The sequence below is a fragment of the Leptolyngbya sp. CCY15150 genome (assembly GCF_016888135.1).
Lineage (GTDB): Bacteria > Cyanobacteriota > Cyanobacteriia > RECH01 > RECH01 > RECH01.
The window spans coordinates 229389-250570 of the sequence record NZ_JACSWB010000174.1 but is presented as its reverse complement, the minus strand read 5'-3'; the positions used below and the strand labels follow the sequence as shown (position 1 = coordinate 250570).

13 protein-coding genes are annotated in these 21182 nt (G+C 47.8%); 12 read left to right on the top strand and 1 reads right to left on the bottom strand.

Annotated elements, in window-relative coordinates:
• Positions 1-927 precede the first annotated feature (927 nt).
• The 4 genes from JUJ53_RS12960 to JUJ53_RS12945 all read left to right on the top strand — a co-directional run bounded on the left by JUJ53_RS12960 (position 928) and on the right by JUJ53_RS12945 (position 7524).
• Positions 928-2034, top strand: coding sequence for a glycosyltransferase (locus JUJ53_RS12960; RefSeq protein WP_204152438.1), 1107 nt, complete (start codon positions 928-930; stop codon positions 2032-2034).
• A gap of 17 nt (positions 2035-2051) precedes the next feature.
• Positions 2052-4319, top strand: coding sequence for a polysaccharide biosynthesis tyrosine autokinase (locus tag JUJ53_RS12955; RefSeq protein WP_204152437.1), 2268 nt, complete (start codon positions 2052-2054; stop codon positions 4317-4319).
• Between the two features lie 558 nt (positions 4320-4877).
• Entirely contained in the window at positions 4878-6032 is a 1155-nt protein-coding gene (locus tag JUJ53_RS12950) for a glycosyltransferase (RefSeq protein ID WP_204152436.1), read from the top strand.
• A gap of 157 nt (positions 6033-6189) precedes the next feature.
• Positions 6190-7524, top strand: coding sequence for an oligosaccharide flippase family protein (locus JUJ53_RS12945; RefSeq protein WP_204152435.1), 1335 nt, complete (start codon positions 6190-6192; stop codon positions 7522-7524).
• Between the two features lie 179 nt (positions 7525-7703).
• On the opposite strand, the gene JUJ53_RS12940 is transcribed toward JUJ53_RS12945, so the two are convergent.
• A complete protein-coding gene (locus tag JUJ53_RS12940) occupies positions 7704-8642 on the bottom strand; it encodes a glycosyltransferase family 2 protein (protein WP_204152434.1) in 939 nt (312 codons plus the stop codon).
• 1534 nt (positions 8643-10176) lie between these two features.
• On the opposite strand from JUJ53_RS12940, the gene JUJ53_RS12935 reads away from it, so the two are divergent.
• The 8 genes from JUJ53_RS12935 to JUJ53_RS12900 all read left to right on the top strand — a co-directional run bounded on the left by JUJ53_RS12935 (position 10177) and on the right by JUJ53_RS12900 (position 21136).
• Positions 10177-11313: a glycosyltransferase gene (locus JUJ53_RS12935; RefSeq protein WP_204152433.1), complete on the top strand. Its 1137-nt coding sequence runs from the start codon at positions 10177-10179 to the stop codon at positions 11311-11313.
• A gap of 567 nt (positions 11314-11880) precedes the next feature.
• Positions 11881-13596 carry a GMC family oxidoreductase gene (locus JUJ53_RS12930; RefSeq protein ID WP_204152432.1) on the top strand — a complete coding sequence of 572 codons (1716 nt, stop codon included), beginning with the start codon at positions 11881-11883 and terminating at the stop codon, positions 13594-13596.
• A gap of 1040 nt (positions 13597-14636) precedes the next feature.
• Complete coding sequence (locus JUJ53_RS25115) at positions 14637-15326, top strand: DapH/DapD/GlmU-related protein (protein WP_275415764.1); 690 nt, start codon at positions 14637-14639, stop codon at positions 15324-15326.
• A gap of 73 nt (positions 15327-15399) precedes the next feature.
• Positions 15400-16041 carry an acyltransferase gene (locus JUJ53_RS12920; RefSeq protein ID WP_239125014.1) on the top strand — a complete coding sequence of 214 codons (642 nt, stop codon included), beginning with the start codon at positions 15400-15402 and terminating at the stop codon, positions 16039-16041.
• Positions 16042-16569: 528 nt separating this feature from the next.
• Positions 16570-17544: a glycosyltransferase family 2 protein gene (locus JUJ53_RS12915; RefSeq protein ID WP_239125013.1), complete on the top strand. Its 975-nt coding sequence runs from the start codon at positions 16570-16572 to the stop codon at positions 17542-17544.
• Positions 17545-17647: 103 nt separating this feature from the next.
• Complete coding sequence (locus tag JUJ53_RS12910) at positions 17648-18511, top strand: glycosyltransferase (protein WP_204152430.1); 864 nt, start codon at positions 17648-17650, stop codon at positions 18509-18511.
• Between the two features lie 90 nt (positions 18512-18601).
• Entirely contained in the window at positions 18602-19579 is a 978-nt protein-coding gene (locus tag JUJ53_RS12905; RefSeq protein ID WP_204152429.1) for a glycosyltransferase family 2 protein, read from the top strand.
• Between the two features lie 225 nt (positions 19580-19804).
• Positions 19805-21136, top strand: coding sequence for an O-antigen ligase domain-containing protein (locus tag JUJ53_RS12900; RefSeq protein ID WP_204152428.1), 1332 nt, complete (start codon positions 19805-19807; stop codon positions 21134-21136).
• The last annotated feature ends 46 nt before the right edge of the window (positions 21137-21182 follow it).

Here is a 21182-nt window from a genome sequence, read left to right as displayed (position 1 = left end):
TCTTGACAGACGCTGTAAGATGCTAGTAAATATTGACAATCTTTGTGGATTCTTCATGAAAACTTAAAGATTGTGTAAAGTATGAACGGGGCTATCAAGCAGTGTGGGGTAAGCCGTTTAAACTCATGCTCGTGGAAACACTGAGGCTTTTCGCTAAGCTTTATGGCATAGAACCGTGACTGTTCAAGACTTTCAGTATCCTAGCGTTCATTGTTTTAGATCCCTTGCGAAATGGCTAGGGTTGTTATTGTAGTCTTCTATGAATTCATTGAAAGGAGGGACGACTTAAACGCTTAGACGTTGAATAACCTCAGCTATCGTCAACGGCATCTTTGAATAGGATGCTTCTACGTGGCTATGGGATGGTCTGGATACTCATGGAAAGATGTCATGGTTGAGGCTTACAAACTACGGGCATTGCTGATTAAGCTATGGATCTAAGCAGGAGTGAACAGGTGTTCGCCTGTGTGAGAGGCTCGAAACACGAGAGATAGTGAACGTTTAGCCTCATAGCTATGTCCAACAATGTTAAGTATGTAGGCGATCGCGCATCCTTGAGGTAAGAAAGCATCATACTAGTGGTTAACGCGTTTGTTCAGCAAGCTACTGTAAACTTCTAGCTTCTATAGACCCTAATCAATGTCTACCTTCTGTGATAAGTTTGTTATGGGACATTTCTAGCTCATAGGTTTGTTAGTCTGTTCCAAGGGTAAAATGGGAGGCACATTCTAGTCTAAGGGTAAAATGGGGGCATGCTTACTAGATGCCTAGACATTTGACATTTATGGCTTAATGTGCTTTAGAGTGGAGGTTGTTCAAGTCGGTGGCAGCCTTGAATATATGACTTTCACTGGCTTGATCAATAGTCTGGATTCATCAGTCATTCATATCATCCATTCACTGCATCGCCTGAGACGATCATAAATTATGAAGATTGCCCTAGTTCACGATTACCTTACCCAGCGGGGAGGGGCGGAACGAGTATTTGAGCTTATATGCCGTCGCTTTCCAGATGCGGACGTCTATACATCTATCTATGCACCTGGGCATACGATTGATTTGGGCGATCGCCCCGTGAAAACGACGTTTCTCCAAGCTATTCCAAAATCGGCTAAATACTTTCGGCTTTTAGCTCCTTTGTACTACCCTGCGTTTCGCACCTTGAATCTTCAAGGGTATGACCTGATCATCAGTAGTACCTCTAGTTTTGCCAAGGCTGTCCGCAAGTCCAAGGGAGCTTACCACATTTGTCTATGTCATAATATTACGCGGTTTCTTTGGGATACCCAGACTTATCTGAAGGAATATCGAGATTTTAAGGCTTTCTCGCCTGTTATTAAAACAATATTTCAGTTCATGCGCAAGACAGATATTCGCTATGCCCAAGAGCCAAACCTGTACATTGCCAACTCTAGTACCGTTGCTCGCCGAGTTGAGAGTATTTACAAAAAGCCTGCCATCGTGATTAACTACCCAATTGACGATCAACGGTTTATGTTCTCGGCCCAGAAAGATAATTTCTATTTGGCCTCAGCTCGGTTGCTAGGCTATAAGCGCATAGACGTCATTGTTGAAGCGTTTAACCAGCTAGGTTGGCCGCTTCTGATCACCGGTGATGGCCCTGAGCGTAGCCGCTTAGAGGCTATGGCGGCTGACAATGTTACCTTTCTGGGATACGTGAGTGATGAAGAGCGTTGTCGCTTAATGTCTCGGGCTAAGGGCGTGATTCTCGCTGCTTTGGAAGACTACGGGTTGGTGCCGATTGAAGCGAATTTTAGCGGCACACCGGTGGTTGCCTATGGAGCTGGGGGAGTTTTAGATACGCAGGTTCCGGGGACAACGGGGCTGTTTTTTGATCAGCAAACGCCGGAGTCATTGATAGCCACGCTACTAAAATTTCAAGAGATGTCATGGGATTATGATGCTATTCGTGATCATGCTGTTCAGCGGTTTACGGAAGCTGTCTTTTTCCAACGTGTTGAACAAGCCATCCAAGATGTTTGTGGAGCCCAAAGTTTAGCCTTAGCAAGTTAGGATCTTAAGAATCTGCTATGCCTGAGAATCGTAGCGAAGATCTATCAACCGGAGAACTAGGATACGGCCAAATCCTGTCTGTTTTGTGGCGGCATCGCCTGTGGATTATTGGCGCATTGCTGGTCACAATTCCGATCGCTGCCCATAACTCGCGACAAAAAGAGCCCACCTATCGTAGCTCGATGCAGCTTTTGATCGAATCTAATTACCGTGAACGTCCGGAGGTAGCTCGGGCCAGGGCTGAGCAAAATCGTTTGACGGAAGGCGCTCCCATTGAAATAGACTATGCCACCCAGATCAGAATCATGCAGGGCTCCCAATTGATGGAGCGAGCGGTGGGGCTGTTGCAATCTGAGTATCCTGACATTACAACCGATGAGATCCAGTCTCGCTTGGCCGTATCTCGTGTCACGGAGACGGAAGATGAAGTTGATACCAAAATCCTGCAGGTTGACTACACCAGCAATGATCCGGAGAAGGCTCAGGATATCTTAGAAGCGATGCGGACGGTCTATCTTGACTACAACCTGGAACAGCAAGAGGTGCGTATTCAGGATGGATTGTCGTTTATTGCAGAGCAGATTCCCCAAACTCGGGAAGCCCTGCGCACGGCAGAACAATCCCTAGAGGAATTTCGGGCTGGGCAAAGCTTGATCGATCCCCAACAGCGGGCGGGCGGTTTAGCTGAGGCGCTAACAACGGTCGAGCAAGAGCGTCGCCAGATTCGAGCTGAGTTTGAAGGACTGCAGGCTCAGTACAATGTGCTGCAGGATCAGCTAGCGCGATCGCCCGAGAATGCTTTGGTTTCATCGCGGCTCAGCGAGTCGGCTCGCTATCAAAATCTGCTCAATGAATATCAACAGGTGGAGTTAGCGCTCAGCGATCTAGCGGTGACCTTTACGGATGATGCGCCGAATGTGCGTCGTTTACGAGAGCAGCTTGAACGCCAACGCGCTCTTCTCCAGCAAGAAATGAACCGGGTCTTGGGTGAAAACTCGGCCTCTGTGCTAACGTCTCCTGACCTGCTCTCCGAGGGGCAGCTAGGTGAAATTGATCGAACCTTGACGGGCGAATTGGTTCAGACCCAAACTGCTTTGTCGGGGCTTGCTGCCCGCGATCGCAGCCTGGCTGAGGTCGAACAGCAGCTTCGCGAAGAGCTGTCAAATTACCCAGAATTGATTGCTGAATACGATCGCCTCCAGCCGGAGATCCAAATCCAGCGGGATACGCTTCAGCAACTTCTGCGCCTTCAGCAAGAATTGAGCATTGATATTGCCCGAGGTGGCTTTAATTGGCAAATTGTGGAGGATCCGCAATACGGCTATCAGACGGGCCCCAACTTTAAGATGGACGTGATTTTGGGAGGGATTGCTGGCCTCTTTTTGGGGATTGTGCTGGCGTTTGTGCGGGAAGCGATGGATGGATCCATCCGCTCGACGCAACAGCTTCGGGAGTCGATCACCGTTCCATTGCTAGGCACATTACCTTGGTTTAAGCCATCCTCGGGGCCCCAGATTCCTGGGCTAGGCTGGTTGCCTGGTTTCCAGCGAAGCAGCGCCTCTGAGTCTGTTATCCTGCTAGCGCTCAATTGGCTGCCGTTTCGTGAAGCTCTGGATTTGGTCTACAAAAATATTCAGCTCCTGAGTTCCGATAAGTCTTCAACATCCATTGCTGTTACCTCACCGAGCCTTGGAGAAGGAAAATCGACCCTAGCTCTGGGCCTGGCCATTACGGCAGCTCGTCTCCATCAGCGGGTGTTGCTGATTGATGCTGATTTGCGTAATCCTACCCTTCATACCAGTCTAAATCTGCCGGGCGATCGCGGTTTGAGTACCTATCTCATGCAGGCAGATGCCTACCCACTGATGCATCATGTGACCATCTCCGACTGCAGCATTGATGTGCTACCAGCCGGTGAGATTCCCTCGGATCCAGTGCGGCTGCTGAGTTCGCCCACTATGCACAACCTTGTGCGAGACGCTGAGCAACAGTATGACCTGGTTGTCATTGATTCGTCACCTGTTTTAGGCACGGTGGATGCACTACAAACAGCATCTGTCTGTCGTAATACCTTGTTGATGACCTGCTTGCACAAAATTTCTAAAACAGATTTAACTCAAGCTTTAGATGTGCTGATGCGCTTTGACTTATTGGGAGTTGTTGCTAACCACGGTCAACCGGTTAATCCCGCCTACAGTACTGCCGGAGGCCCAGGGCAGACGCAGGTTCAATCCTTGTCTGTCAAGAGTGAGCCCTTATCTCATTCATTCATAACTCGCCATTAATGCTGATGTATGAATAGCTGAATAGGTAGATTTCACGAACCAAGCGGCGATCGCTATGGTTTGACCCTGCTTTTGATCCTAAATGCATGATGGGTTTTAGCTCTGTAGCCCTTCATGAATAGTCCTCTAGTAGGATACCTTTATCATGCCGTTTTGATAGAGTCATGGTTAACATTGTCTTCGCAACCATGACACGGATTCCGAAGTTATTGGTGGACTGTTCATATCAAATCTGGTTAAAGAGCTGCCAGATCTGTTCCTCACTCTAGCCTTCATCCAACCTTGAACCATGACTTGAACCATCAAGAATTCTAGCCCTTCTTCCTGCGGGATAGGGACTGGGGTGAGGGTTGCAAGATGGTATCAAACGTAGGCTGATTGACCGGATTTGATCTGACCAGAGAATGACTTGCTCTGTCGAAATCATGGCTTGTAAGAAGACTATGTTCAGGTTGACAACAACCCGACCATTTTACTGTGCTTTTTTAAGCCCTAGTAACAACGCTAGCCTAGTTGAATAGTGTTGTTGATCGACCTATAGTTAGAGCAGAAACAACGATGTTAAGTCCCAAGCGAGTATTCTTTTACTGTCTTCCCATTGCCGCCCCCGATCAGGTTGGCTATCATCACCTCATGCTAGCGATCGCGGAGGGATTAAAGCCCCTTGGCGTGCAACTCTATTCCAATATTAACTACTGGAAAGCATCACCAGATTCTGATGAATATCTAATCATTCATGATCCTGATGTTACACCAGATGATTGCGATGTTGTGATGATTGACGAACATTGGTTGATTACCGGCCCAGGAGAACTACCGCCGCAGCTTTTTAAGCCTCATCGCAACTATATAACCGTTTATTTAGACAACTCTGAATCGACAAAATGTATTCGTAAGCAATCTTGGAGTCAAGAATTTTCACAGTTTGACTTGATTCTAAGAACTCACTGCAGCACACAGTTTGAATACCCTCAGAATTTTAGACCTTGGACATTTAGCCTACCTCAGCGTGTCCTGGATGAAGTATCTGATATCCCTTCCTATGATGAGCGCAACCATCATCTTCTCGTCAATTTTCGAGATACTCAATGGATGCATTCCGTTCGCAAAAGCGTGTATCACTCGCTTCATCCCTACATTGAAAGCAAGTTAGCTCCTGTTTACAAAGCGGTGAACGATTTTAATGCACCTCCGACATCAGAGTATCACTACTTTCAATGGCTACAAACTGGACGACGACATTATCCTGACTATTACAACAATCTGAAAACATCTGCTTTTTGCTCTTGCTTTGGCGGCTTTTTTGTACCATCTCATATCAAGCATCCTGGTACTCGCTGGGCAGAGATCCAAAAACGATTGTTCACGGAATTGGGATGGTCCTCAAAATCTATTTTGCAATGGGATAGCTGGCGTTTTTGGGAATCCCTGGCGGCGGGTGCTGTCTCTCTGCATGTAGATTTTGAAAAATACGGTTTTTCTCTGCCGGTTATGCCTAAGAATTGGGTTCACTACATTGGACTTGACTTAGACCATATCCAAGACGATATTGACAGAATGATCGATGAGCCGGGCATTTTGGCAGATATCTCCCGACAGGGAAGAGAGTGGGCCTTGACCCACTACACATCGAAGGCTGTTGCGTTACGGTTTCTGGATGTATTGGAGAATTACCAAAGCCAGTCTGTTGTGCAGGAGGTAGTACCCGTCTAAGCTGTAGGACGCTGCTCCTAACAGCGATTTCTATGGCTACCCACGTCTATCCACGATGCCTTAAAAAATGAGACAATGGCTCAACCATTCTGCTGTGAGCTAACGGCACTAGCATGAAGGCGATCGCTCTGTTGTTCATTAACAGGTTTCAACCAAGATGCACAAGGTGTCCAATCGGGTGAGGTCGCTACTTAGTGGCAAGAGTGGAATTACAGCGGCGATTCAGACGTTTGTGGTGAAGGTTCTCGTGATTGCTATCAACATGGGAACAGGGATTATTACAGCTCGCGTTTTGGGGTCTGAAGGGCGTGGAGAACTGGCTGCCGTTATTTTATGGCCACAGTTTTTAGCCTATGCGCTCACGCTTGGTGTGCCTCAATCCTTGTTGTACAACCTCAAGCGCTACCCTGAAGAAAAATCTGAGCTTTTTTCCACTGCGTTAGTGTTGTCCTTCATCTTGGGGCTCGTTGCCTCCGGAGTTGGCATTATTTGTATGCCCCTGTGGTTGTCTCAATATTCACCCGACATCGTTCGAGCCGCGCAATGGTTTATGCTCGCCTCGCCTCTGTCCCTGATGAGCATGGTTTTTGCAGCTTCGTTCGAAGCTCGGGATGAGTTTACATTTTCTAATCAAATTCGCTATTTTATTCCACTTAGTACGCTTGTTTTTCTGCTTTTACTCTTAGCTTTTGATGTTGATAATCCCATTACGTTTGGTATGGCCTATGTGCTGCCCAGTGTTCCAGTTGGTATCTGGATGTTTACCCGGCTCTGGTCTCGATACCAGTTCAGTATGCAGAACATGTATGCTGCGTCGAAGCGACTTCTAGACTACGGGATTAAGGCTTATGGGATTGACTTAATTGGATCGCTGTCTGGCAAAATTGGCCAAGCCCTGGTGGTTGGCATGCTCACCGCGACATCCATGGGTCTCTATACCGTTGCCATTAGCTTATCTAGGGTTCTCAATACCTTTGAAGAAGCCATCAACATTGTTCTTTTACCCAAGGCGTCGGCTCGTCCTCTACCTGAGATTATTTTGCTCACGGGGCGAGCGGTGCGAGCTAGCACGTTTTTAACACTGCTGTGTGTTATACCTCTACTCCTATTGGGGCCGTTTTTCCTAACGTTGCTCTATGGCGAAGATTTTGCTCCAGCGACAGCAGTCTTTCGCATCCTATTAGTCGAGGTTTTGATTAGTGGTACAACTTGGATGCTAGCCAAATCATTCATGGCTGCAGGACGTCCGGGTGTTGTGACAGTGCTCCAAGGCATAGGCTTAAGTATTACGGTGCCTATGATGCTGTTGTTAATCCCACGCTATGGTTTGATTGGGGCTGGTCTAGCTCTCCTGATCTCAACCTCCGTCAGATTTGTACTCGTGTTAGTTTCCTACCCCCTTGTGCTCAAGATAGCTCCTCCTAATTTACTTATCACGCTGGATGATGTTCAGTATATTAGACGATCGATTGCTAAACGAGATCAAAGCTAATCCTGCTCTAGCTTTCTCTGAAGTATCTGTTTTGTGCCTGGAGGAGCACTTTCTTCACACAGCACTACCGTTTTTTAGATCAGCCCACTTGTCGTGCCAAGTTAAGCCTCTGATGGGAGGACAACAACAGTTGATGTATGAACAGTAGAGTGATGAGCTGGTCTTGATACCCTATGGCATTAGAGAAATTTTGTAAAACGCCAATTAGAATACAAACAAACTCGATAGACTAGCAAGAGATAGCGGCTCATGACTTGCAGAGTCAGCATGGGCCATCGTCTTATAGCTCCGAGGAAGACTCTCCAGTTATTTCTTAAGAAGTGGTTGATCACTAAACTACGACAAAAGTCTTTGGAATAGCCGACTTCCGAAATCTTGGCATAGACTTCAGGTAGATAGGTATAGTGCATTCGTATCAACTGCTTTTTATCTCTCATCCAAGAAGCAGTACCCGCTATATATTCTAGATAGGTGTCGGGAGAGATTTTGACACTGCCGTGAAACGCACAAAATCCTGTCCAATAGACCTGGGCTTCACCATTGGTAAGGTCTGGCCAGGCTGCAAGCGCTTGCTGTACAAGAGTTGTGCGATAGACTTGGGCTGTCATCACGCCTACACCAGAGTTGTTGTGGCGTAGGCAGGCTTCAAAGACGGCTCTGCCGTTAGAATCGACATAATCAGACTCTACTGGATAGCAACGCTCGAAGATGAGAGTATTGTTGATGCCATCGCGACAGGAAAAATTAAGATTTAGCCATGTTAGATCAGAGCTTTCAGACAGGGTTTGGATGATGTAGGCGATCGCTTTTTCGTTAATAGGATCATCATCACCAATCACCCATACAAACTTCCCTGCGGCTGCTCGAATACAGCAGCCAATGTTGTTCATGAGACCAACGTTTTCATCGTTACGATTCCATCGAAATGGTGTCGTTTGGAATCGGTCTTGCCACTGCTGAATAATCTGAGGGGTATGATCCGTGGAGCAGTTATCAGAGACGAAAATTTCACATTGGTCTTCAAAGCCTTGAATTGCTTTGAATAACCATGCAAGTTGATGATCCAGGAAAACAGCTCGGTTGTAAGTGGGAATGCTAATTGTCAACAATCTTTGCATAAATCTCCAATCGCCTGCAGCTTGAAGATAATGGTGAATAAATAAGTAAATAGAGGTATGCTGCTAAGTTCTACGACAACCATGCAGCATGAGAGACGAGCCAAGATAAGCCTGACTGTCGATTAGAAAAGCTTATGCTAGCCTTGTCTGGATGCGCCGCCCCTAGATCAGCTATTGCTACCCTGAGATGAGAGCGTAAGCAAAACACTAGGATGGGTCATGAAAAACAAGCCTACGAGGATCTATCTCTCCCTATTAGAAAAAAACCTTGCTAGATCAAGGTTCCAAGAGAAAGATAGGAAACTTATGGTGCAACAGCTAAGCATTATCCCCAAGCTGCCAATTCAGGAAGAGAATACTTAAGAGCCATAGACCAGGGAAGACACTTAAACAAGCACCACGACTCAAGAGATGTCTATTGTTTGACTCATGTTACAAATTTCTGATCTAATGATGATTTTGATGATGGAATAAATAATGATGTTCAGTCTAGCGAAAACATCGCAACCGTTCTGTCTACAGACACCGTGCAGGCAATGCTTATTGGCGTCTACAGGCAGGAATTAATAGCATATTCAGAAGAGCAAGCTATTAACTAGACCGATCAAGACACTCAATCAGCTATCGCCCTTTAAGACATGCCCAAGCATAGACTTAGGTAAGAAGGGGTTGAAGCGGTACTCTGAGGTTAAATTTCTCACACAGAAAAAATAATAGCTACAGTGTTTAATGAAACTTAATAATCTTTTGTGGTCTATGATGACAGGGTGCCTGGAAGCTATATGACAGAGGGGTTTCCTGATGCATGGCGATCGCCCCATTGTCCTCAGAGTTGCGTCTCCATGCCTATGTAAGGTAAGAACAAAGAAGCAAGGTCACGGGACTAGCCTCCTAGCTGCAGTAGCAACCCAGGCAACCTGAACCTTGAGTAAATGGGCAAGGTTTTAGGTGAGAATGGCAATACATAGGGTTTTTAGCATGGTTGTCATTGATCCCATCAATAATTACATGGTTGGATAAGTGGCTTCAACGTGGTGCGTATCATCAAAGACTAGAGTGCTAGCGAGCCCTGGTAGTTTGGCGGCGCTACCTCTGGTCTTGAAGGCTTGACATCTGGCAGTATTTTAAAGGATATGAGCTTGAGAGCTAGAGCAATCTGTTTTAAATGATGTATACTCAACGAAATAATGCATATCGCTTATTTGGATCTAAGTATGTATGTCCCAAACTACTTGGCAAAGTCTTAATGTAAGACTTGTAGCGTTCAGAATACACAACCGCTTGCTAAGCTGCCTTAGTTTATACTGGAGAAAATCAAACATCTAGGATATACCCGAGATGATCCTAGCTATGGGGGCTATTTCTTTTTCTTGTCGATCAGCACGGTTGACATGGCTACAAGGATGGCAGCGATCGCGCAGCAATCCCTCAGTCACCTGCGTCCAACGTTTGTTAGTCAGTAAGCTTCCCTCCTAGCTCATATTTTATCGCTTAAGTTTTGTCAGCCATCCAGGTAGATAATCAGCGGTGTATTATGCCAATGAATTTTCCAGAAAAGCGAACACTCATTATTTCTCTGCGCAAGTTGAAATATCATGTCTCAAGGGCAGCAATTTACGAATTTGAAGATGTCATCTCTGCCTGCGACTCTGTTGACTTGCTAGAGCTTGACTATCATCCAGAATTCTTTAAGGTGACTAATAATCTATCTAATCAAGCTCTGCATTTCTCGAAAATTAGTCAATATTTAAATCCTTTGCCAGGACGCAAGATTGAAATCAAAAAAGAGTATGAAGTCCTATTCTTTTTTAGTCAGTCGATTAAGGATATCCTGGCTCTAAACTCAGTCAAAGGATGGCGTTCAAAATGCAAGTTTGCAATTTGCTGGATGGATGAAATATGGGAGAAAGATATTGAGAAATATCGAAATCATCTGAATCTATTAGATCAGTTTGATGCGATTTTTATGAACTTTTCCTCTAGCTTAGATGAAGTTCAGAAGCTGCTGAAAAGACCATGCTATCCCATTCATTATGGCGTTGATGCACTGGCTTTTACCCATCCTCAAGTGCCGACTAGAAGCATTGATATGCTTAGTGTAGGTAGGCGTTCTAGTATTACTCATGAGTCTATGGTAGAGCTCGCTGATACTGGAGATTTTTTCTATGTCTATGATACTCTTAATGGACTGAATATGAAGTACTATAAGTATCATCGAAGCTTATATAAAAATCTATTAAAGAGAAGTAATTTTGTATTAGTTAATAAAGCAAAATTTGACTTGCTCGGAACGTCTAACCCCCAAGAAGAGGTTGGGCCTCGGTTCTTTGAAGGAGCAGCAAGTGGGGCAATTATGTTAGGCTATGCGCCTGTTTGTCAGCCATTTCAAGAAAACTTTGATTGGCCAGATGCTGTAATCGATATTCCTTTTGACTGTCCCAATATTGGTGAAGTTCTACAAGATCTAAGATCGCAGACTGAGCGGTTGGAATCTATTCGCCGAAACAGCATGGTTAATGCTCTGCTGCGACATGATTGGGTATATCGCTGGGAATACATTTTAACGACCTGTGGATTAGATTCCCTGCCGATTCTGTCAAAGCGCAAAGCTCAGTTACAGGAAGTCAGCCAAGGTTTGAATCCTCTCCATGAATCCTGGGTAGAAAATTAGAGAAAGCAACGCACATATGTCAACCATACATCAATGGTCATGCTCAACACCCAGCCTATTCTGAAGATTTCAGCATGATGTTGCATCATAGATATGTGAAATCAGAGCGGAGACATCATGTATTCTAAGTAATATAATTGCATGGCTCGTTTTCGTTGCCCCTTGGCACGGGTGCTATATGCATCTGGATACTACTACATCCTGGATACATAGCATGTCTAACCAGATCTGAGTCGAGCAGTGTGGTTGATCTGACTCATCTCTGGCGGCGATCGCTCTATCCTTGAGCATGTCCTAGCGTTTCTAGAAAGATATGCTTGGGGTGATATAACGAGCAACGTTACGAAAAATTGATGATCGTGATGATTCTTGTGAAGTGTTTGTGCTGCATTGGAGAACAACTATATACTTTAGTTTAAAGTAAGTCTGAACTACTCTAGCTACAGACGTCAATGCCTCCCCATCATCAGAGTTAAGAAAAAGCCTCCATATCGTGTGGGATTCCTGATCATGGTCAGGATGATGGGTTGTGCATCTGCATTCATTTAAAATAGGCGCTGGGCAGCTATGCTAGTTGATGCGTTAACGCTTCCGCAGGATACGGTTCTTGAGACGGAACTTTGTATTGTAGGCGCTGGGCCAGCGGGGATTGCGATCGCCCGTGAGTTTATCGGGCAACCTACATCTGTTTGTCTATTGGAAAGTGGTGGGTTAGAGCCCCGTGCCGATCTGGAGCAACTCTGTGAAACAGAAACCATTGGCCAACCCTGTTCTATTGGCCCAGAAACTCGATGCCGTAAGTTTGGGGGAACATCTAATTTCTGGTGCATTAATATTGGAGGCGGTCAATGGGGTGTACGCTTAGCGCCTTTATCGGCGATTGATTTTGAGCAGCGAGACTGGATAGCCCATAGCGGTTGGCCGTTCGACCGAGCTGCGTTAGATCCCTACTATGAACGTGCGCAGAAGGTGTGCTGTGCTGGCCCCTTTGCCTACGAAGCTGAAGACTGGACGACGGAGCGATCGCCTGTTCTGCCCCTAGATCCAGAGACGTGGCGAACTCATATCTATCAGTTTGGGTTGCGTGATGTGTATGCCCATGAGTATCGCCAGGAGATTCAGCAGTCTCCCACCATTACGGCCTATATCCATGCCAATGTTTTAGAACTAGAAACCGATGATTTGGGCCAGCATGTCACCAGCGTGAGAGTGGCAGCATCGACGGGATCTACGTTTCAGGTGAAGGCTAAGACGTTTATCCTAGCTGCGGGAGGAATTGAAAGCGCTCAGCTCTTACTCCTCTCCAATCGTGTGCAGCGGGCAGGGCTGGGGAATGCCCATGACCTAGTGGGTCGATTCTTTATGGATCACCCTAAGGTGTACCTTGGCTCTTGGATTCCCTCCCGTCCGAGACTGATTCACCAAGCCCTACTCTATGATATGAGACGTGTGCATGCATCGCCTATCATGGGAGCGCTTACCCTATCGGATAAAATAGCTCAGCAAGAGCACCTCTTGGCTATCAGCGCCATGCTGTTTCCACGATCTAAGCCTTACCAAGCCCAGGCTACCTATGCACTAAAAACATTGCTTTACGAGCTAACGCAGGCGGATGGGGATAGTCCGGCAGTGGGGAAAGTAGCTTTCTTAAAGCGAATCATCAAACATCTTTTGACGGGGCGACGCTGCCCGGATGATATCTGGAAGCGTGTCGTCGCGATCGCATCCGGATTAGACTACATTCTACCTGCTACCTATCGAACCCTGAAAAATAAGCAACCTGCTATGACCGGATTGGGGCGAGGCGGGTGGTCGGCCGATCAACAGGCCCATCGCTGGTTTCATGATTTTGAAGTGCTCTGTATGGTTGAACAAGAGCCCGATCCATCCAATCGCATCATCCTCGGTGCCCAGCGGGATCCATTTGGGCGCTTGAAGCCTCAGCTCCATTGGCGTCTATCTGATCAGATGATTCAAAGCATTCTGCGATCGCAGGACAGCTTAGCAGATGCTATTGCCAAGGCTCATCTAGGTGAGCTTCAGATATTGCGAGATAGAGATAATTTACCTGTCTTCGAAAGCTTAGGCTCCCACCACCATATGGGCACCACACGCATGCACCCTGATCCCAGGCAGGGGGTCGTGGATGAAACCTGCCGAGTTCATGGCGTTGACAATCTATATATTGCTAGCAGCGCTGTTTTCCCAACCGGCGGACATGCTAACCCAACCCTGACGATTGTGGCCCTCGCCTATTGTGGCCCTCGCCTTGCGTCTGGCTGATCATGTTAAGCAATGTTGACAGTTGTCAGGGTTGGCAGCGGTAACTTGTTTGAAATGGGGTGATATCGGCTATAGTATGGGAATAACTCATCAGACTTGAACGAAAAACAACGCACAACTTTGCACAGAGTTTGACATGCTATCAAGGCTATTTCAGATTCAAGCTATTCTGCATAACGCCTTACGTTGTTCTCCCATGGCTGTGACGTCCCTGGCACTTAGACATGCGTGCAAAGCTAACCACTATGTAGCTTTCTTGCGGTCTTGCTTCTGTCGTTTGGGGCTATATGACTTAGATAAGCCTAGGGTACTACTCTTTAGTGAGAGACTTAGAGAGCCGTTATCTGTTCGAACCAACCAAGGAATTCGCCTCACTCCACCTTGATGACACTGGTTGCGGGTTGATGGACAAACCTCTTAGCATGGGTAGCTAGAAGCCATGCCTAAGTGTGCAAAGTCGCTTGGGCGTCTGCCTGACAGGTGTTGGGACAGCGTTGATTGACGTTGACGGTGTAGCCGTAGACTCAACTACCTAGCATTAGCATTGATAGGTGATTGATAGGCGCTGCTGAATGAGGCGATGAAATCAGAATGGGAGTAAGATGCTCACCCTCACATTTCATGCCCGATCAAGGTCGTGTGAGTGCTTTGCTCACGGTTCCTTGGCGCAAATCCTATGGCGATTCAGCAACCTCCAGCTATATTGTGTCAGCCCATCAGCGTTTACTGGTCAGCCTGCTTCCTCTCAGAAAGCATAATCGTTGATCCTCAAGGTTTGAATCACGGGCTCAGGGTTGCCCTGATCGTTCTTACTCGTTTTTAGGGCATTCGTCATGGTGCTCCATGCTTCTGCTATGTCAGAAACAATCTGTTGTATCAGAAATGATAGGAAGCAGATTATCTATGTGACGTAACTTGGGGATAACCATATGCCATTTCTGAGTAGATGAAGCTATGGGTGATTGCCTGTATGGCAACGGTCACACCCGTGATGATGATTCTTAACTATTCTCTCAAGTCTTAGCTCAGGTATCAGAAGTATGGATCTTACCAAGCTTAAAGATCTCAATAGCTTGGCGGGACTGATTCAGAAATATGGCCACGAATACTTACTAACTGGCTTATTCAGTCATCTGCCAACTCCTATTGGGGCAATTATTCGCAATGGCGTTTATCGCACCCTATTCCCAAAACTTGGGGATTCGGTTTATATTCGCCCGGATGTCCAATTTATTGGCACGCGTTACATCAAGATTGGCGATCGCGTTCAGATTGAAAAAGGAGCGTTTATTAAAAGCAACAGCAACCCTATCTGTTTTGAACAGGGGGTGCATATTGAGCGGGGCGTGAACATAACTGCTTTCGGTAATTATTACCATTCTGATGGAATCACCATTGGCGAGAGTACCTTGGTTGGCCCCTATGTCTGTATGGCGGGCCCTGGCTTTATTAAAATCGGCACCAAGTGCTTACTTGCTTCCCATGTTTCCATCTATGCCAACAATCATGTCTTTGAAGATTTAGAGCAACCGATTGTAGACCAACCCTTAGATTACAAAGGCATTGTCATTGAAGATAATTGCTGGCTAGGGACAGGGGTACGAGTGGTGGATGGGGTCACGATTGGTCATGGCAGTGTCATTGGGGCTGGTGCCGTGGTGACGCGTGATATTCCTCCCTACTCCGTGGCTGTTGGCGTTCCGGCCAAGGTCATTAAGACACGTCAATAGCGATGAGAGCTTTCTAGATTTTATGAATTCTTCAGGTCAGTCATCTTCAAAATTCAGACGTCTATGGGAGGTCTTGACGACGACCCTAACAGGATCTATCCCTGATTTATTTGGGGGGGCAAGGGTGCGATCGCTGGTTTACTCAACCATCCTTAAAAAGTTAGGAGCGTCAACCTATATCCAATCTGGGGTGGAGCTTCTCGGTGGCTGGGCTATTACCCTAGAGTCGTCGGTCAGTCTTTTCAACGGTGTGCGCATCGATGCGAGAGGCCCTGACAATGAGGTTTATATTGGCAGTGATACTTCACTGCAGCGCGGTGTGGAAATTCGGGCCTTGAAGCGCAGTCGAGTGCATCTTGGTCAACGAGTGTTTATTGGTTCCTGTACCTATTTAGCGGGGCCAGGAAATATTGAGATTGGTGATAACTGTTCGATCGCTGCTCACTGCGGAATATTTGCCAATCAGCACAAGTTTGATGATCCTACCCTGGGACCCAATGATCAAGGGTTGACCTGGCAAGGGATTGTCATTGAGAAAAACTGCTGGATTGGTCATGGAGTTTCTATCTTAGACGGGGTCACGATTGGTGAGGGCAGCGTGATTGGGGCTGGCGCTGTGGTCACCCAAACCATCCCCAGCTACTCCATTGCCGTGGGGGTGCCAGCCAAGGTCATCAAGCGGCGAGACGTTACGCATGAGCCGGTGGACAACTAAATCTGCCCTCACCCTAGCCCGTTCCCTAGGGAGAAGGGTTGGGGATGAGGGCCAATCCTATATCGATTCTGCAACGCCGCGTCAGCTATGGTGCTAGAGTGGCTGGTGCTAGAGTGGCCGAGGTTGACCCTGGGGAAAGTACTGGATGTCCTTGGATTATCCAGCAAACTTCGTAAGCATCCTCTGATACGCTAGAGAAAACGACCGCAACGTGAGGAATAAGGGTTGCGAAACCTGTAGCTTTAGCTGCTGGACTGAAACGCCATATCATGAGTGCTACGCCAAGCGTTGTGCTGGTGATATGGCGTCTTAGAGGGCATACCCATCATCTAGCTTAGGGGGCGATCGCTAGGATTTGATGGTGGACAGGCTATTATGCTTTAAACCTGCTTGCGGTATGTCATGGTGGTGTGCTGAAATCTTAACTTTATCAGAACTTCACATTTGATACCGTCCCATGGTATGAGTGCGACTTGTCCGACGACTAGGTTTTAACATTACGTTTCTCTAATCGGAGGTGTGCTGTCTATGCCAGACCATGACTTAGAATCAGAACCGCTTGTTAGTGTCATTATTCCTACCTATAACCGTCCTGACTATTTGAAAGATGCGCTGAAAAGTGCTTTGCAACAAACCTATCGAAATATTGAGATTATTGTTTCAGATAATGCGAGTCCAGACAATCCTCAGCCCTGGATTGAGGCCTTGAATGATCCAAGAATTCAGGTCTATCGGCAAGAGCAAAATGTAGGTATGTTTGCCAATGTGCAAAGTGCATTCCTGCGGGCTAAGGGTAAATATATGGCTAGTCTGTTGGATGATGATGCCTGGGAGCCAGACTTTTTAGACAAGTTAGTGCCTCCCTTAGAGCGCTATCCCAGTGTGGCGATCGCTTTTTGTGATCACTATATGGTCAGCGCTACGGGGGAGATTGATGTAGCAGCCACAGAAGCCTGCTCCCGCGCCAATAATCGCCATGATTTACCGGAAGGGTTGTACTATCCCATGGCTGAGTATGGCTTGATTAATGGCGCTATTTCGCCTGCCATGGCGGGATTGATACGGCGAGACGCGGTGGACTGGAGCCAAATTCCGGCAGAAGCGGATGTTCTGTGGGACATGTACGTGAACTATGTATGCTGTCGGGATGACTGGGGCAGCTATTACTGTCCAGAAAAGCTTACTCGCGTCCGAGAGCATGCTCAATCGGAAACGCAGCAAAGCGGGACGCGAAATGTGCAGGCGAAGCTGCGCAAAGGTCGTGCCCAGATTTTTTGCTTCAACACCTTGCTGGCAGACGATCGCCTCAAGACCTACCATCCTATCTTTCGGCAGCGCTGGGCCCATGCCAACACCACCTTAGGTATTGGACTGATTCGCGATCGCAAACCCGCGGAGGCTCGTCCCTACCTGTGGCGATCGCTGCGTAGCCAGTTTAAGATGCGTACATTCGTCGCGCTTGTGGTGAGCTATCTACCCTATGCCCTAGCCCGTCGATTTTAATCTGGATGGTGCTGATCATCGTGAATGATGGGAATCAACGGATCTCTAGCTGCTGGGTGTGTAACGTATTGAGTTTACTTATTCTAAACAGGGGTTTGAGCGCATGAAAATCACCGCTTGCATCACCACCATGAATCGTCCGCAGGAGCTGGATGAATGTCTAAAAGGATTATGGTCGTCAGCCTACCTGCCCTATGCCGTTGTGGTTTCAGATAACTCAACGGATCCGGAGGTACAGCGGAGCAATCAAGAGGTCGTGCAGCGCTATGCCCAGACGGTTTATCTAGAAGGCCCCCACACCGGTGTAACGGCTAATCGCAATAATGCTCTCCATGCTGCCCCTCAGGATAGCGATCGCATCATTTTTCTGGCGGACGATATTCAGGTGTCACCTAACTTTTTTGAGCGGGCAGTACAATGTTACCAAAACCTTCCTCCCGGTCTAGATGAGAAAACTATTCTTACCGGAGACAACCGCAATGAATTTAGCCCACCGGATATCGGCCCCCTAGGCGTCAACTTTCGCGGCTATTTTTGCCCTTGGAAGCCAGGCATTCCTCAGGTGGTGAATCTCTATGCCAGTCTCTTTCCTAAGAAGTTTTTAGATCAGGAAGAGTGGGACGAACAGATTTTTCTGGGGCAGGAAGATATTGAACTCTCGCTGCGGGCGCTGCGCTGCGGCTACCAAATTATCTATGAACCCACCCTGAAGGTCTTTGATACACGCTTCCAAAAAACGACCTTGCCCTCTGCAGAACAGGGCAAGATGCAAAGCTATGAAATCTATGTGGCCGCCAGCCGTCTTTATATCGGCATCAAGCGCTATAAGCATCTCTTTCCTGATCCGATCAAGCTCTTGATCTTTCGCGTTGTGTATTATTTGCACATGACGCTCTATTTACTGCGTCGCAAGTCTCTGCAGTCATGGCCCGACATTATCAAGATCTCTAATGTGAACAGGCTATGAAGAATGCCATCGGATGCTTGATTCCATGACGGAGGGCTGATAATTTTCGAGATAAGCAAGGGTACTCGCTGGTTATCATGAGGTGCTGACGTGTTAAAAATCACAGTTTTGGTTCCAAGCTATCATCGTCCTGATGATCTGCGTCGATGTTTGCAGGCCTTGACCCAGCAGGCGCGATCGCCCGATGAGGTGGTGGTGGTGGTACGCGATTCTGATACCGAAACCCAAGCTGTTGTGAAAGATTTCCCTCAGGAGAGCTTGCCTCTACGCTGGGTTGCGGTGGCGATGCCGGGGCAGGTGGCGGCGCTGAATACAGGTCTAGAAGCAGCTCAAGGTGACATTATTGCCATCACCGATGACGACGCTGCACCACGCCCCCAGTGGCTAGAGCGGATCGAGTCGCACTTTGCTGCCGATGAGCGCGTGGGCGGCGTGGGTGGGCGCGATTGGCTCTACCTTGGCGGTACGGATCTGGAGGAAGGGGAGAGTGCTGTGGTGGGCCGGGTGCAGTGGTTTGGGCGAGTGGTGGGCCGCCATAATCTAGGCGTAGGTGAACCCAGGGATGTGGAGGTGCTGAAGGGAGCCAATATGAGCTACCGCAAGACGGCGATCGCCCACCAGCGTTTTGACAGCCGCCTTCTTGGCAGTGGTGCCCAGGTGCATAATGACCTAGCCTTTAGCCTAGCTGTAAAGCGCGCCGGCTGGCGGCTCATCTACGATCCAGCGGCAGACATTGACCATTATCAAGCCAAGCGATTCGATGAAGATCAACGGGATCAGTTCAACGCGATCGCTTTTTTTAATGCCGTGCATAATGAAACCGTAGCCTTGCTCGACTATTTGCCACCCTTGCGCCGCCTCGTTTTTCTGATGTGGGCGGTTTTAGTGGGAACGCGCAAGGCCTTCGGCATCGCTCAATGGTGTCGCTTCTTGCCCAAGGAAGGAAGCTTTGCCGGACAAAAATGGTGGCTTTCTATGCAAGGGCGCTGGCAGGGTTGGCAAACCTGGCGGCGGGGCAAGGGCGATCGCTCCCAGGCGGTGGAGCCAAAAGCGATCGCGTCGTCCTAAGAACACCATGTTGCTTGTCCCTAGCCTAGTGTGGGAGATCTCATGGTTGCCCTCACCATGGTTCTGGTTTGAGTCCTAGTCTTCTTGATTGATGTTCCCTCACCATCCTGCTCTATCATGTCTGCGAATGTATCTCCAGCCCCCTCAACTCTTTCTTCCCCCCAGCGATTGTCCCTCTGGGAGCAGCCATTTTTAGCTTGGGCATCTGTCATCCTCTTATTTGGGATGACCCTTCTTGGATGCATTGCCGGGGCGGGTTCCTTGATGCGTTTAGCCTTTCCGGCTGGCTCCTTGCTAGTCGCTATTTATCTCTATATCTTTCATCCGATCTTTTACATCAATTTTAACTGGTGGATCTGGTGTTTTACGCCCCTCCTGCGTCGTTTGGGTGATTACTATCGCGGGCAGTATGACGAATCTAGCCTCATGCTGACAGCACCCTACCTCGTCACGTTTATTTGCGTTTTAACCCTCTTTCGCCACTTTCCTCGGGTACATCGCACGGGCGATATTCCGTTCATTATGGCGATGGGGGCTGTGTTCTTTGCCTTTTTGGTGGGTGCTCTCAATAATCCCGTCACGACTGTCATACGAACGTTTTTAGACTGGATGCCACCGCTCTTGTTTGGGCTGCATCTTTCCGTGCATTGGCGGCTGTATCCAGAGATTCGTAAAACGACTCAAACCGCGTTTCTCTGGATCACGCTGTTGACTGGTGGCTACGGTGTCTATCAATATATGGTGGCACCGCTGTGGGATAACTATTGGCTGGTGAATGTGGGCAATGTCTCTTTTGGGTTGCCGGAAGCGCAACAGATTCGGGTATGGAGCACTATGAATTCACCACCGTCTTTTGGCTGCGTGATGATGGCCACGTTGCTGATGCTGTTTGTCTGCAAAGGTTTCCTGCGGGTGCCAGCGGCGGCGGTGGGGTATTTGGCATTCTTGCTATCCCTTGTGCGGGCAGCTTGGGCCGGCTGGGCGGTTGGCCTGCTTACCCTGGTGTTCTCCCTCAAGTCAACTCTGCAAATTCGTTTGTTCGCCACTATTGTGGCTTTGTCTCTTTTTGTGGTGCCCTTGACGTTTATTGAACCCTTCTCGGTGGTGATCAGCGATCGCATGGAAAGCATGACCAATGTACAGGACGACTCTAGCTACGAGGCCCGTGCCGAAACGTACAATAAAAATCTAGGGGTAGCTCTATCAGGATTCTTGGGGAAGGGATTGGGCAGTACTTGGACGGTGAAGCCTAATGGACAGATTGAACGGGTTGCTCTAGACAGCGGTATTCTAGATACCTTTTTTACCCTAGGCTGGTACGGAGGCTTACCCTATATTCTGGGTATGTTGATGCTCCTGTTTAATCAATTCCGTGGCCCGGAAGGACGAGAAGATCCCTTTGCGGCGGCAGCTCGAGCGATTACCGTTAGCTTCTTGGCAATTCTGTCCCTCGGGCCGTTTATGGTGGGGTTGTCAGGCATGGTCATGTGGGGATTTTTAGGGATCGGTATGGCGGCGCGTAAACATTATTTATTTCAACGATCGAAGCTGCCGTGATCGATCTGTTGATATAACCTGAGGGCAGTGCTGAAGATGTAACGCT